11 protein-coding genes are annotated in these 13,589 nt (G+C 48.0%); 2 read left to right on the top strand and 9 right to left on the bottom strand.

Annotated elements, in window-relative coordinates:
• The 8 genes from FJ023_09390 to aroH all read right to left on the bottom strand — a co-directional run.
• The coding region (locus tag FJ023_09390) for a PAS domain S-box protein (protein MBM4447534.1) at window positions 1-3,226 on the bottom strand (3,226 nt) is incomplete at its 3' end.
• 43 nt (window positions 3,227-3,269) lie between these two features.
• Window positions 3,270-4,982 (bottom strand): PAS domain S-box protein, encoded by a 1,713-nt coding sequence (locus tag FJ023_09385; GenBank protein MBM4447533.1) that lies wholly within the window; start codon window positions 4,980-4,982, stop codon window positions 3,270-3,272.
• 273 nt (window positions 4,983-5,255) lie between these two features.
• On the bottom strand, window positions 5,256-6,830 hold the full coding sequence (locus FJ023_09380; protein ID MBM4447532.1) for a phosphoglycerate dehydrogenase: 1,575 nt from the start codon (window positions 6,828-6,830) through the stop codon (window positions 5,256-5,258).
• Window positions 6,831-6,872: 42 nt separating this feature from the next.
• Window positions 6,873-7,955, bottom strand: coding sequence for an alanine--glyoxylate aminotransferase family protein (locus FJ023_09375; GenBank protein ID MBM4447531.1), 1,083 nt, complete (start codon window positions 7,953-7,955; stop codon window positions 6,873-6,875).
• A 27-nt stretch (window positions 7,956-7,982) separates the two neighbouring features.
• Entirely contained in the window at window positions 7,983-9,188 is a 1,206-nt protein-coding gene (locus tag FJ023_09370) for a tyrosine--tRNA ligase (GenBank protein ID MBM4447530.1), read from the bottom strand.
• A gap of 8 nt (window positions 9,189-9,196) precedes the next feature.
• The gene (locus tag FJ023_09365; GenBank protein ID MBM4447529.1) at window positions 9,197-10,150 is read right to left on the bottom strand and encodes a bifunctional riboflavin kinase/FAD synthetase; all 954 of its coding nucleotides are present in this window, start codon (window positions 10,148-10,150) and stop codon (window positions 9,197-9,199) included.
• Window positions 10,151-10,170: 20 nt separating this feature from the next.
• A complete protein-coding gene (gene aroF / locus FJ023_09360) occupies window positions 10,171-11,211 on the bottom strand; it encodes a 3-deoxy-7-phosphoheptulonate synthase (protein MBM4447528.1) in 1,041 nt (346 codons plus the stop codon).
• Window positions 11,208-11,594 carry a chorismate mutase gene (gene aroH, locus FJ023_09355; protein ID MBM4447527.1) on the bottom strand — a complete coding sequence of 129 codons (387 nt, stop codon included), beginning with the start codon at window positions 11,592-11,594 and terminating at the stop codon, window positions 11,208-11,210. Before aroH ends, aroF begins: the two co-directional genes overlap by 4 nt.
• A gap of 148 nt (window positions 11,595-11,742) precedes the next feature.
• On the opposite strand from aroH, the gene FJ023_09350 reads away from it, so the two are divergent.
• On the top strand, window positions 11,743-12,309 hold the full coding sequence (locus FJ023_09350) for a hypothetical protein (GenBank protein MBM4447526.1): 567 nt from the start codon (window positions 11,743-11,745) through the stop codon (window positions 12,307-12,309).
• Between the two features lie 57 nt (window positions 12,310-12,366).
• Here the strand turns inward: FJ023_09350 and FJ023_09345 are convergent, their stop codons facing one another.
• On the bottom strand, window positions 12,367-12,630 hold the full coding sequence (locus tag FJ023_09345) for a hypothetical protein (protein ID MBM4447525.1): 264 nt from the start codon (window positions 12,628-12,630) through the stop codon (window positions 12,367-12,369).
• Between the two features lie 195 nt (window positions 12,631-12,825).
• On the opposite strand from FJ023_09345, the gene FJ023_09340 reads away from it, so the two are divergent.
• The gene (locus FJ023_09340; protein MBM4447524.1) at window positions 12,826-13,467 is read left to right on the top strand and encodes a CBS domain-containing protein; all 642 of its coding nucleotides are present in this window, start codon (window positions 12,826-12,828) and stop codon (window positions 13,465-13,467) included.
• Window positions 13,468-13,589 lie beyond the last annotated feature (122 nt).

The raw sequence follows: 13,589 nt of genomic DNA, 5'->3' as shown, positions 1-13,589 counted from the left end.
CCAAATCGCTCCTGATGTCCGCTGGGATGTCCTCTCGGTCCATAAGCAACTGGGCATAGCCAGTGACTGCGGTGAGAGGATTATTTATCTCGTGGGCAACGCCGGCTGCCATCTCGCCCACAGAAGCTAATCGGCTTGTCGCCTGAGCCTTTAGCTCCAGTTGCCTCCGCTCCTCTTCAACTATCTTGCGCTCGGTAATATCACGTCCAATGCCGCGGAAGCCGATTATCTCGCCCTTTTCATTCCGCGAAGGAAAAACCGAGAGTTCACCGATTCTCTTACTGCCATCCTTTAGAAGACCTTCAAAATTCAGGCTTCTGACCGGCTGGCCTGTATGATAGACCCGGTTGAAGGCCTGGAAGATGTTTTTCTGTTCCTGCTCGGTGAAAAAGGAACGGTAGTTCGTTCCCACTATCTCCTCCTTGGAATAGCCAAATAGGATGCTGGCAGGGTAGTTCACGAAGATAAAGGTACCAGCAAGGTCAACCTCATAATAGCCCTCGGTCGTCTCTTCGAGTATAGTTCGGTATCTCGCCTCTGATTGCCGCAACGCCTCCTCCGCCCGCTTGTGCTCGGTGATGTCCTGCACCTGCGAGATAAAGTACATCGGTGCTCCTTTAGAGTCACGGATGAGGGAACTGGAGACTATACCATAGATGATGCGACCCTCCTTATGGGTATATCGTTTTTCGAACTGGCTGCTCTCTATTTCTCCAGCTATTGCCTGTCTTATGAACTCGGGGCTGGTACCCAGGTCTTCAGGATGAGCGATATCATTTACAGTCATCTTTTCGAGTTCTTCGCGTGTGTATCCAAAAATATCACACATCATCTTGTTGACTTTGATTAAGCGTCCATTTAGGTCCACCAGACACATTCCGGTATTGGCGTTTTCAAAAGCCAGGCGGAATTTCTCCTCACTTTCCCGTAATGCTTGTTCGGCTTGCCTACGTTTGGTGATATCAGTAACAGTGCCTGTCAGTCCCACCGCTTGTCCGTCTTTCAATATCGGGCGGCTGGAAACGCAAATATAGAGGGTCTTGCCCTCTTTGTCGAGCACAGTTAGTTCGAGCAGCCTTGTTTCGCTGACCAGGGCACGCTCGAATTCCGCCTGCAAATCGGGCAGGTCATCGGGTGGCACAAAGCGGCCGAAATGTTGACCTATGAATTCGTCCAGCTTATAACCGGCAAGCCGCTCTGCGGTCGGATTGATATAGGTCAGGCAACCGTTTGCATCGATGGAGAAAATCACCTCATCGATGCTTTCCACCAGAGTACGGTATTTTTCTTCAGATTGCCTCAGTGCCTCCTCCGCCTGCTTGCGCTCGGTGATGTCCGTCCCCACACCGAAGATGACTTGCTTGCCTCGCCACCTCCCAGGGGTAATGGTCAGGTCCAGGGTCTTCAACTTGCCATTGACAAAGTATTCAGTCTCTATCCTCCCGCCTTTTTCCCACAGGGGTATGTGTTCGTCCATTATCCTTTCTTTGCCGGGCGGAATGGTGTCCCTGACGTTCTTTGTCAATAGTTCCCCCCGCGTACATTCGAGGAACTGTAGCGCTGCTTCGTTGCACTCAATATAGTTGCCCTCGGTGTCAGTAATCAGAATGGGGTTAGCCGTTTTCTCAAACAGGGTGCGGTAACGCTCCTCGCTATCGCGCACCTCCTCCTCCGCCCACTTGCGCTCGGTGATGTCACGGCCGATACCCCGGAATCCGATTATAGTCCCCTGCTCGTTTATTAAAGGAAAAGCGGAGGCTTCAATAGTTCGTATACTGCCATCCTTGCAAATTGCTCTGACATTAAAAACAGTTGATGCCTTGCCTGTTCGGTAGACCTCTTCATATATTTTAGAGACGGGGTCGACATCATCTTTAAATGTCATAAGCCGATAACTTGTTCCTGTTAACTCTTCCTTGGAATACCCCAGGTTATGGCAGAATGCATCATTGAGAAACGTCCAATTGCCGGCAAGGTCTAATTCATAATAACCCTCTTGCATCGTCTCAAGCATTGTCTTATACTTTAGCCCAACCTCCTGCAATTCTCTCGCTGCCTGCTTGCGCTCGGTGGTGTCTATGATGGCTCCTTGGATAGCAGGCTTCCCACCATACTCGATGCGGTTAGCATGCATTTCCAGCCAGCACACCGACCCATCCTTTCGAATACCGCGATATTCATACTGGGAAGGCACCGTTTTGCCCGCCAGCCGGTCTCGAAAGCGCTCCCAAACGAGCGGCTGGTCTTCGGGATGTACCATCGCCTGCACTTTTGCCGGCGGCAGTGACAGTAGCTCCTCAACACTATAGCCGGAGATTTCAGCAAAGGCATCGTTGGCGAAGACGATGCGAAAATCCTGAAGTACAACTAGCCCCATCAGAGATTGCTCGGTCAATGTTCGATACTTCTCCTCGCTCTGGCACAGTGTCTCCTGTACCTGCTGCTCGCGCTCAAGATTATTCAACCAGTGCTGGACCTCTAATTCAGCGCATTTCTCGTTAAGGAATTCCTGAGGTGGGATGTAGTATAAATTGTGATAAACTTGGTTGCCCTTTATGAGAAGTGGGTGAGTCATAACAACGCCCTTAATAATCTCGGGGTCGAATTTCCAACGGTCATACTGGCAGATGGCGAGGCAGGGATATTTGGGAAAGAAATCTCGGTTGAGCTTGGCCTCATACTCAAGCAGTTTTTCTGAGCCAGGATGGCCACGTAATACCCAGGTCATTTCACCGGTGACTCGAAGCGCTGTATAACCTTCAGTAATAGCTTTTTCGGTCTCCGATATCAGCAGGGCGATCATCCTATTAGGGTCGAAGGAACCTTCTTTGGTATAGGCTTTGGTCTCATGCAGGACAGATAGCTGCCCGGACTTCTCGGCTGAAGCGACATCAACCCCTTCCTCGCCAAGGTATTTGCGGATTTCATCGGCAGTGCTGGTATCAACAATATAAATACATTTCTGGCCGCGTTTCAGCCCGATTGCTATGAACGGCACCGCGGCAGCCCGCCACTCCTCCGGCGATTCATAGATAAGACAGAGATGGTCGTGCGGGTTAAGCGCTTCCAGCATTTGGGTGAGACTCACTTTCTCGGGATGGATGCTAAAGCTACTGGCATGGCTGGGGGAAGTATCGCCCATGCTTGTGGGCTTGGGTGAGCGCGCACGTCGTGCTCTTGGACGCCTGGCTGGTAGCCCTTTTGCGTGATTATCAGGCCTGGTCATCAGTCACCTTGAGGGGACGTTATGAACTCGGCCACTGAACTCTTCACGAGATCTTCGCTTTGTCAACAGAGTATAACGCATAGTCATCTCGGCCTTGCTCCTTAACCCAGTACATCGCGGTATCGGCATTAGTCATCAAGGAATCAGCATCTTCACCATCTTCGGGATAGATGGCAATGCCAATGCTGGTAGTGACACGAATCTGATAACTATCAACCACAAAGGGCTTTCGAAAGGCTCCCAAGATCTTTTTGGCAACCTTAGTAGTGTCTTCTATCTTAACTATTTGTGGCAGCAATACCAAAAACTCGTCTCCACCAACGCGGGCAACCGTATCACTCTTACGAACAAGGACTACCAAACGCTCTCCAGCAGCCCTCAGTAACTTGTCACCGATACTATGCCCAAAAGTATCGTTAACGACTTTAAACCGGTCCAAATCGAGCATCATTACGGCCAACCTGGTGTCATTTCGTTTTGCATGCTCCAACTCGACATTGAGACGATCATGTAGCAACACCCTATTGGGTAATTTGGTTAAGAAGTCGTGCATAGCCAAATCATTGAGTTGTTCCACGAACCGCACGCGTTCAGTAACATCACGAGCGATGCCACGAAATGCGATGACCTCTCCTTTCTCGTTCTTTATAGCAGAAATTGAGAGTTCACCAAATCCTATGGTGCCATTTTTCTGAATAAACTTATAGGAGAGACCTTTAATTGTTTCACCTGTGCGATAAACCCGGTTGAAGTCTCGATACAAAACCTCAATATCTTCCTTAGCCGCAAAAACTCGGTAGCTCATACCTATCAGTTCCTCTTTGGAATATCCCAGGGTGCGGCACATCGAATCATTGACGAAGGTGAAATTGCCAGCTAGATTCACCTCAAAATAACTATCTTGAATCTCCTCCAGTATAGTCCGGTATCTCCCTTCTGATTTTCTTATAGTCTCCTCAAGCCTCTTGCGCTCAGTGATATCGAAGACAATTGCCGTGCCCGCAGATAGGACGTTATTGTAAAAAACCGGCGCTACTGAAGAGTATATCCAGACAATATGCCCGTCCTTATGGATTGCCCTAAACTCCAATTGATACTCTGTCTCAGGATTTGCCAGACCTTCTGCGAACTTCTCCAGCACAATTGCTTTGTCATCAGGATGAAGGAAGTCGGCAAAAGGTTTTCCTGTCAGCTCATCTGGGGAGTAACCAAGCATCTTACAGAATGCCTCATTCGCAAAGTTTATACTTCCGTTCAAGTCACCGGTAACAACTCCTGCCCCTCCGGTTTCAACAATGCTCCGATATCTGGCTTGACTCTGTAATAATGCCTCTTCCGCCCACTTGCGCTCAGTGATATCCATAAAGCTACCCACCGTGGCGCGTTTACCTTTGTACTCTGTAGAGGTAACCTTTTCCAAAACCCAAATTATCTCACCATTCTTCTTTACAAACCGGTACTCATAGGGGAGAGTACTTCCAACCTTTAGGCTTTCTGTTGCCTTTTTCCTCACTGTTTCTCTATCATCGGGATAAACAAAGTCCAAAGAATACCTGCCTAATAATTCTGGCTCCGAATAACCTGTTAGTTCCTGAAACAGGGGATTGACATACTGGAATTTCCCATCCTGAACAATATAAACCCCTGTCCCGGCACAACGTATCAAGGCTTGAACAAGCTCGCTTGACTCAGTCGGCTTAGGCCGGCTTATCTTGGATGATTTGCGCTCTTTTGGTTTATCTCGTGAGGTTGGCATGATCGTCCCAGTACATGGCAAAACTCAATGCCGAATTTGGCAAGTTTACAACCTGTGCCAAGTTATGGGAACAAGTATATCAAATGACGAACGAACAATAAAGACTTTTTCGCAGGGAAATACTCCATATTTTTTAATTTTTTGAAGCTGACGGAATGCTTTGATGTACAAAAGATAGATGATTTTTGAAGTACATCACCCCAAGACAGGCCAGCTCAAAAAGGAGCTGGGCGTCATTTGAGCTTATGTAACGCCATTATAGTGAAGCCGGTTCTATAACTTCACCACCTTGGCGGTGTGGACATCAGAGAGGGCTATGATTTCCTGGATTTGCTTCTCAGGAAGAGCCTCGTCCAAAGCCAAGATCATGAGGGCCTGACCTCTGGGCTGCAAACGCGCCAGTTGCATGGAGCTGATATTAATATCCGCCTTACCGGTTATGTTACCCACAGCACCGATTAGCCCGGGGCGATCACGATGGTCGCTGAACAGGAAATAACCGCCTGTGGGTATGATGTCCGGCCAGAAATCGTTCACACGGACAACATGGGTCTCCCCACGCAATACAGTGCCGGCAACCGTGGTAGTTCCAGCATTGGTGACAGCTTCCAATGTAATCAAGCTGGCATAGTTCTCACACGTAGTTTCTTTCTGTTCAAGAACCTTTATGCCTCGCTGGGTAGCAATAAGGGTAGCATTGACCAGGTTAACTCTTTCCTCGCTTATCCCCTCCAGTAAACCACCGATGATTGATGCCTTTATGGCAGTGGTATCATAATTAGCAATCTCTCCGCTATATTTAATGCGGATGCTATTCATTTGCCCTTCCATTAGCTGCCTGGCTAAGCTGCCCAATGTTGCAGCCACCTGCATAAACGGAGCCAGCACAGCGAGTAGCTCAGCTGGAATCTGTGGGGCATTCACAGCATATCTGGCTGGCTGGCCTTTCAATACAGCCATGACTTGTTCGGCAACCTCAAGAGCCACGCTAGCCTGTGCTTCGGTAGTGGAGGCGCCGAGGTGAGGAGTGACGATAATCTTATCACTCTGGAAAAGTATGCTATCGGTCACGGGCTCTTTGACAAAGACATCCACAGCGGCTCCAGCCACCTTTCCCGCCTCAACTGCCTTAAGCAAGGCTTCTTCGTCAATAAGCCCGCCACGGGCACAGTTGATGATACGCACCGTTGGTTTCAATTTGTTTAGTGCTTTGGCACCAAACAGGCCCTTGGTCTGAGAAGTCAATGGCAGATGGAGTGTGATAAAGTCAGACTCCTTCAACAACTGCTCCAAAGGCACCAACTCCACACCCAAATTGCGGGCATAATCTGCCGAGACAAATGGGTCATAGCCAACTAGCCGCATGTTAAAAGCCTGAGCTCGCCTGGCGACCTCGGACCCCACATTGCCAAGTCCGACAATACCCAACGTCTTACCTCTGAGCTCAACGCCCATATAGTCGCTACGTTTCCAGGCACCTGATTTGAGCTTAGCGTTAGCCTGTGGAATATGTCGCGCCAGAGCTAACATCATAGCCATGGTATGTTCGGCAGCGGCCATTGTATTTCCTGTGGGAGCGTTAACCACGACAACACCCTGCCTGGTAGCAGCCTCAACATCAATATTGTCCAGACCGACACCAGCACGGGCAATGACCTGAAGTTTTGTGCCAGCCTGAATGATATCAGCAGTGGCTTTAGTCTCACTGCGCACTATCAAGGCTTCGTAATCTCCAATTATGCTCTTAAGTTCCTCCGGTTTAAGCCCGAGCTTGACATCGACTTCAGCCTGAGCCTGCAAAGCCTCTATGCCTTCTTTAGCTACAGGGTCGGCAATAAGAATTTTCATGGCACACTTCCTCGGACAGACCTAAAGACCTATCCCTAATTTTTATGAACTTGCCATAGGCAAAGCTTTATTTATAGCATCTAAGACTTCTTTAATATCCTTCTCTGTTATCCAACCCAGGTGACCGATGCGGAAGATTTTCCCTGATAGATTGCTCTGCCCACCAGCCAATACGACGCCATGCTCATTTTCAAGTAACTGGAGTAACTTAGATACATTGAGCTTGTCTGACGCCTTGATGGCGGTTATGGTATTTGAGGCATACTTTTCTTCAGGGAACAAAGACAACCCCATGGATTTAGCTCCGTCTCGGGCCAGACCAGCTATTTTGGCATGACGGGCGAAGAGTTTAGGTAAGCCTTCGGCCAACATCATATCGAGTGCCACAGCAAAGCCAAAGAACACAGAAACAGTAGGAGTCGTGGGTGTTTGTCCCTTCTCTAAGTATTTCTTGGCTGATGTGAAATCCCAGTAATACCGGTGCATTTTTGCTTTTGCGTGGGCTTGCCATGCCTTCTCGCTGACGCTGACCATCGCCAATCCTGGTGGTACCATCCAGCCTTTCTGAGAAGCTGTGACCACTACATCACACTGCCAAGCATCAACCGGCAGGTCAATCGAGCCAAGCCCACTTATAGCATCGACCAGTATAAGCTTGTCGAACTCTTTGGCAATAGCGCTGATGGATTTCAGGTCATTGGTGACTCCGGTGGAGGTCTCATTATGCGTCACTAACACCGCTTTAATTCCAGAATCAGCTTTCAAGGCTTGGCGCACAGCGTCCGGGTCAACCGGTTTACCCCATTCGAAATTCAGGCGTTTTACCTCAGCGCCATAAGCTTCAGCAATTTCAGAAAAGCGATCGCCAAAGAAACCGCAAGAGGTAGCCAGGACTTTATCACCGGGGGATAAAGTATTAACAACAGCCGCTTCCATGCCACCGGTGCCTGAGCCTGTCAGCAAGAAAACATCGTTTTTCGTTTGGAAGACTTGTTGCAGCTTAGGCGTGATATCACGCATAATCTCGGCAAATTCTTTGCCCCGGTGATTTATCATCTGCCGGCCTATGGCTTTTAAAACCTCCGGCGGACAAGGGGTGGGTCCAGGTATTCTTAACTGTTGCATTTTGTACCTCCATTTTTAATAATTTTATTAATTACCATCGGCAATTTTTGCAAATCGCCGTTTGCCCACTTTTATTACGCTGCCTTTCTTAATTTGTGCCATTTCCAAATCCTCGGTAACCGCCTCTCCATTGATTTCAATAGCACACTGAGCCAAGAGTCGCCTTGCCTCCGAGCGGCTCTTGGTCAGCCCAGCTTTAGTCAACTCGGCTGAGAGAGTACTTTTGAGGCCGGGTGGTGTGTTTAGCATCACGACCGCCTCTTCGGGCATTTCCCTCTTCTGAAACACCTTAGCAAAATGCCCTTCGGCTTCGCCGGCATCTTGAGCACTATGGAACTGAGCTACGATTTCATAAGCCAAGCGTTTCTTAACAACCATTGGGTTAATTGACTGATTCGCCATTTGCATCTTAAATTCGGCAATCTCCTCATCTGACACGTCGGTCACCAGTTCAAGATAGTCCACAATAAGGTCATCAGGAATCGACATGACCTTACCATAAATTTCATTTGCTGGCTCGTCAACGCCTATATAATTACCCAGGCTCTTGCTCATTTTCTGACTACCGTCAGTGCCGATAAGAAGAGGAACGAGAAACACCTGCTGAGGCCGTTGTCCCATCATCTGCTGCAATTCCCTACCTACAAGACAATTGAATTTCTGGTCGGTGCCACCGAATTCAACATCAGCTTCTATGGCTACTGAATCGTAGGCCTGGAGCAAAGGATAGAGCAGTTCGGTGATAGCGATAGGCCGCCCTGAGCTATAACGATTCCCAAAATCCTCCCTGGCCAGAAACTGGGCAACGGTGAACTTGCTGGTGAGTTTGATGACATCTTCAAGGCCAAACTTGCTGAACCATTCGCTCTGCCACCTCACTTCAGTCTTCTCTTTATCCACCACCTTAAAAAATTGCTTCATATAAGTTTGAGCGTTAGCCTGTACTTCTTCCACAGATAGCATGGTGCGAGTAGATGACACACCACTGGGGTCGCCAATCTGGGCTGTCCAGTCACCAACGATAAGGACAACACGATGACCTAACTGCTGAAATTGACGCAGTTTCCTCAAGCCAACCACGTGTCCTAGATGTATGTCCGGGCAACTTGGGTCGAAACCTTGTTTCAACCTCAGCGGCTTCCCCGATTCGAGTAACTTTACCAGCTCAGACTCAATTATAGTCTCAGCTACTCCTCGCCTTAACAGCCATTTTTTGAGGTCGTGACCGGTCATGTTCTAAATCAAACCCCCGATTGTTTCATCTGTTCGCTCAAAATTTGCCTGGCTTGCTCTACATCCTTCTTTATCTGAGCCTTCAACTCTTCTGCAGTATCAAAATGCTTTTCATCCCTTAGTTTATCTACAAGGTCAATAGTGAATTTTTGCCCCAGCAGATCTCCTTCGTAATCAAAGATATATGTTTCTACCAAATGCTTACTGCCCTCAAAGGTGGGACGAACACCAATGTTTGTTACCGAAGGCATAAGGTGTTGGTCAACATGAGCGATAGTAGCATAAACGCCATCGCTGGGCAATGCCTGCTCCGATTCTACTTCCAGATTAGCGGTAGGAAATCCAAGAGTTCTACCCCGCCCATCGCCACTCACGACCTGACCACTAAGACTAAAGAGCCGTCCGATTAGTTTCTCCGCCTTTTTCACATCTCCCTGAGCCAGAGCCTGACGAATGGCGCTGCTGCTTACCACTTGTCGGTCAAGCACCACCGCTGGTATGACTTCAACACTGAAGCCCATTTCCCTTCCCAGAATACGGAGCTTCTCAGCATCACCTTCTCTGCCTCTACCCAGGGCAAAATCAGGGCCGATTATCAAGCCACGCATTTTCAGATGGTCCTTAAGCAATTGAACAAATTCCCGAGCGGTGAGCTGAGCTAGTTCAGAACTAAAAGATAGAGCGACAACTACGTCAATTCCTAAATCCCGAAGTAAGCTGACCCTGGTCTCCAAATCATCCAGCCAGAGTAATTTGTTCTCTGTAGACAGAACCACCTCTGGGTGAGATTTAAAGGTGACTACACCACTGAGCCAGCCATTCCTCCGAGCCTCATCTCGTAAATGAGTTAACAAGCGCTGATGCCCGAGGTGAACTCCGTCGAAGACACCTATGGTAAGCAAGGTCTCCTTTTGTGGTCTTACTTCAGCTAGTTCTTTTTCAATACGCATAGCCAATTCCATGTCGCCTAGCGTATTACAAACTAAGATTCTACTTCGACAGAGGGACTAGCCAGGCATCGGTCTATAGCCTCAGCCACGGATTTTAGCTGAGACATGAGCTTCTGGAAATTAGCAAATGTCAGCGACTGGGCGCCATCTTTAAGCGCCAAGTCTGGATTGGGATGAACTTCAACCATCACACCATCAGCCCCGGCAGCTATTGCAGCCAGAGCCATAGGAATCACCAAATACCACTTGCCGGTACCATGGCTCGGGTCAGCAATAATCGGCAAATGGCTAACTTTTTCAACAATTGGGATGACGCTTATATCCATAGTGTTCCGGGTATATGCTTCAAAGGTTCTAATTCCTCGTTCGCAAAGCATGAGCTGCTCATTGCCTTGGGCCAGGATATATTCAGCGGCCAACAGCCATTCTTGAATAGTAGCCGATAGCCCGCGCTTCAGCATTACAGGCTTACCTGTTTTACCAACTTCCTCAAGGAGATTAAAATTTTGCATATTGCGAGCACCTATCTGGAGAATATCAGAATACCTGGTCACCATCTCAACTTCACTAGGTGTCATGACCTCCGTTATAATTGGCAATCCAACCTCTTTCTTGACCTGGGCCAAGAGTTCAAGCCCGCGCTCGCCGAGACCACGGAACTGGTATGGCGAGGTGCTGGGTTTAAAGGCGCCGCCACGTAAAATAGTCGCCCCAGCCGCTTTAACAGCTCTGGCTGTTTCCAAAAGCTGTTGCTCACTTTCCACAGCGCATGGTCCAGCCATAACCACTATTCCTTTGCCACCAATGGTAATCCCATCAACTTTAACCGTAGTGTCTAAGGGATGAAATTCGCGGCTGCTAAGTTTATATGGCTTGCTCACCCGGATAACTTCATCAACCCCATGGAGCATTTCCAGCATGTCCTGAAGTTCCGGGAAAATTTGCCCTACCACACCAATGATGGTCCGTTCCACGCCTTGAGACACATGCGTCTTCAAGCCAACAGATTCAATCCGCTTAACCACCCCAGCGATTTCTTTATCGCTTGAGCCCACTTTCATAACCACTATCATCTTTTGCCCTCATCCTGCCAAGTTCGCTCACCCTCATCTCTAAGCGTCTCCGCATCCCCCAAGTAGACATGCACTATATCCTCATTTCTTTTATTGGTATTGAACAACACCAGGACTCTCAAACAGCCGGATAAACTTCCAGGCACATTCATTTCATGCCCACAAAGCAAGGGGACCTGTGTCCAGCCCAGTGCTCGGGCAGCCGCTGCTGGGAATGCAGCATTAAGGTCAGATGTCGTAGTAAACAGGATGCAAGCTACATCGCTGATTTCTATCTCATTGATTTTTATCATTTTCTGTAGCAATTCCTTAGTGGCAGCTATTATAGCCTCTTTGGTGTTTTCCGGCACGGTAATAGCGCCTCTTATACCACGGCACCACAACTTAGTCTTTTCCTACCTTATATTTTATCTTAATAGCCTACTGTATTCAGCCCTTTATCGTCAAGAGTTATTTGCCTTCAAACCAATAAAGGCGATAAACTAATAATATTAATAGCGATTTCCCTGCTTTCAACAGCGGAGGTTCATTATGGATGGCAGCCAAAAATTAGCTACTGCACTCGCCATATTCTTGAGCATAGTCATGCTGTGTGCGGGCGCAGGACTTGTCAGCTACAATTACGGTTATCAGATAGGGCATGAAGATAGCTATAACCAGGGATATAATCGAGGGAAAGACGAAGGTTATAAAGTTGGCTACGATGCGGGTTATAAGCTCAGCCCGGAACAGGAAGTAGTCAGCGGATATGCACTTCACAATCCCACCTATCAAGAAATGAAAGCATTTCTAGACCAAGATACCACCAATACAAAGACTTATATAAAAGATGAATATGTCTGCACCGATTTTGCTGCTACAGTAAATAATAATGCTGAGGCTAAAGGCATTCGTTGCGCTATCGTCGATATTTTCCACCCTGAAGGCTACGGCCACACCATAGTAGCTTTCGAAACTACAGACAGAGGCTTAGTATTTATCGAGCCACAGTTTGATCATGAGGTGAAATTAATTGCAGGTAAGAGCTATTCCCAGACTAACAACTTCACACCAGCGCCCCGTGATGATACTATCAATCGATTCGTGATTATCTGGTAGGCTTTCATTTCAGCTCAACCGCCTAAAACAACTAACACCACTTTGTGACATGCCTGCTCACAGGCAGACAACTATTACAGCCTCAGTATCAGAAAGCTGTTCGCCTCGGATAGTTGTTCCTGGCATAGTCAGCAGATATCGCTGAACTCCATCCTTCCCAAAAACACGGATATTATACTCATCTGTGAGCGCCAATGAGCTTGCCCCACTATCTGCCCATTCACCTAACAATCGCTCGGGCATAGCTATGCTGATTCCCTGAGCCCCATCACGTATAGCCGCTACCCTAACCGTTATTCTAACCTCACGCCCTTGGCCCATCGCGTCCTATCAATTCCTCAAAACTATTTTAGCATAATCTTAAGACCTAAAATATAAGCTGATACTACCATGCCAAACATATTCTGGCTGAAGACAGCGGCTAAAGACACAAATTTATCCGAAACAAATACCGATACCACTTTTAAGTATCTTCAGTCTGTGATACAATAGCTGGAAAATACAGGGAGGTGGAAAATGAAAGTTCGAGACGTTATGACCTGGAATGTAGTGACTGTGTCAAGCGATACACCGATAATGGAAGCCAGGAAAATCATGGATGCACATGGCATTCGCCGTCTGCCGGTGGTTGACAAAGGGAAGCTCGTCGGCATGGTAAGCAAAGAGCGCATCACCCGTACAGCTCCATCACCAGCCACAAGCCTGAGCGTCTGGGAAATTAACTATCTCCTGGCAAAGATGACGGTCAAAGAAGTCATGGGCAAGGATCCGGTCACTGTCGACCCTAACATGTCGGTAGAAGCTGCCATAGCCCTGGCTCAGAAGAAAGGTGTGGGCGCGCTGCCGGTGGTGGAAAAGAATAAGCTCATAGGCATAGCCACAACCAACGATTTCTTCTACAAAATACTGAATCCGGTATTAGGAATTGGCAAGCCGGGTACCCGCATAGTTATCTCAAAGGGTACCGAAACCAAAAGCATGCAAGAGATCTTAGAGGCTGTTAGAAAGTTTGGGGCTAAAATACTCGCATTCCACAGTATGCCACCAGTTGAAGGCAAGGAACAGGACCTGTGCATCCATCTTGATAAAGAAGATGTCAAACAGCTTGTCAAAGACCTGGCAAGCAAAGGTTACTCAACCGAGATAACAGAGCGTTAAAACTTTTAATAGGTCTCTCAAAACATCGAATGACTTAGCCACTATAAGGCGGCGTGGTTAGGTTTGAGCGGCTTACTAGTTATTTTCCGGGTGTCAACAAATAGAGTTGACACCCGACTCAT

It is taken from the genome of Chloroflexota bacterium, from assembly GCA_016875875.1.
Lineage (GTDB): Bacteria > Chloroflexota > Dehalococcoidia > GIF9 > UBA5629 > 9FT-COMBO-48-23.
Note: the sequence above shows the minus strand (reverse complement) of the source record. Positions and strands in the feature narration are given on the sequence as shown.

What these genes read in the sequence shown, in the direction of transcription:
- FJ023_09385 (MBM4447533.1), bottom strand. Translation starts at nt 4,982, where the DNA reads ATGCCAACCTCACGAGATAAACCAAAAGAGCGCAAATCATCCAAGATA.
- FJ023_09380 (MBM4447532.1), bottom strand. Translation starts at nt 6,830, where the DNA reads ATGAAAATTCTTATTGCCGACCCTGTAGCTAAAGAAGGCATAGAGGCT.
- FJ023_09375 (MBM4447531.1), bottom strand. Translation starts at nt 7,955, where the DNA reads ATGCAACAGTTAAGAATACCTGGACCCACCCCTTGTCCGCCGGAGGTT.
- FJ023_09370 (MBM4447530.1), bottom strand. Translation starts at nt 9,188, where the DNA reads ATGACCGGTCACGACCTCAAAAAATGGCTGTTAAGGCGAGGAGTAGCT.
- FJ023_09365 (MBM4447529.1), bottom strand. Translation starts at nt 10,150, where the DNA reads ATGGAATTGGCTATGCGTATTGAAAAAGAACTAGCTGAAGTAAGACCA.
- aroF (MBM4447528.1), bottom strand. Translation starts at nt 11,211, where the DNA reads ATGATAGTGGTTATGAAAGTGGGCTCAAGCGATAAAGAAATCGCTGGG.
- FJ023_09350 (MBM4447526.1), top strand. Translation starts at nt 11,743, where the DNA reads ATGGATGGCAGCCAAAAATTAGCTACTGCACTCGCCATATTCTTGAGC.
- FJ023_09345 (MBM4447525.1), bottom strand. Translation starts at nt 12,630, where the DNA reads ATGGGCCAAGGGCGTGAGGTTAGAATAACGGTTAGGGTAGCGGCTATA.
- FJ023_09340 (MBM4447524.1), top strand. Translation starts at nt 12,826, where the DNA reads ATGAAAGTTCGAGACGTTATGACCTGGAATGTAGTGACTGTGTCAAGC.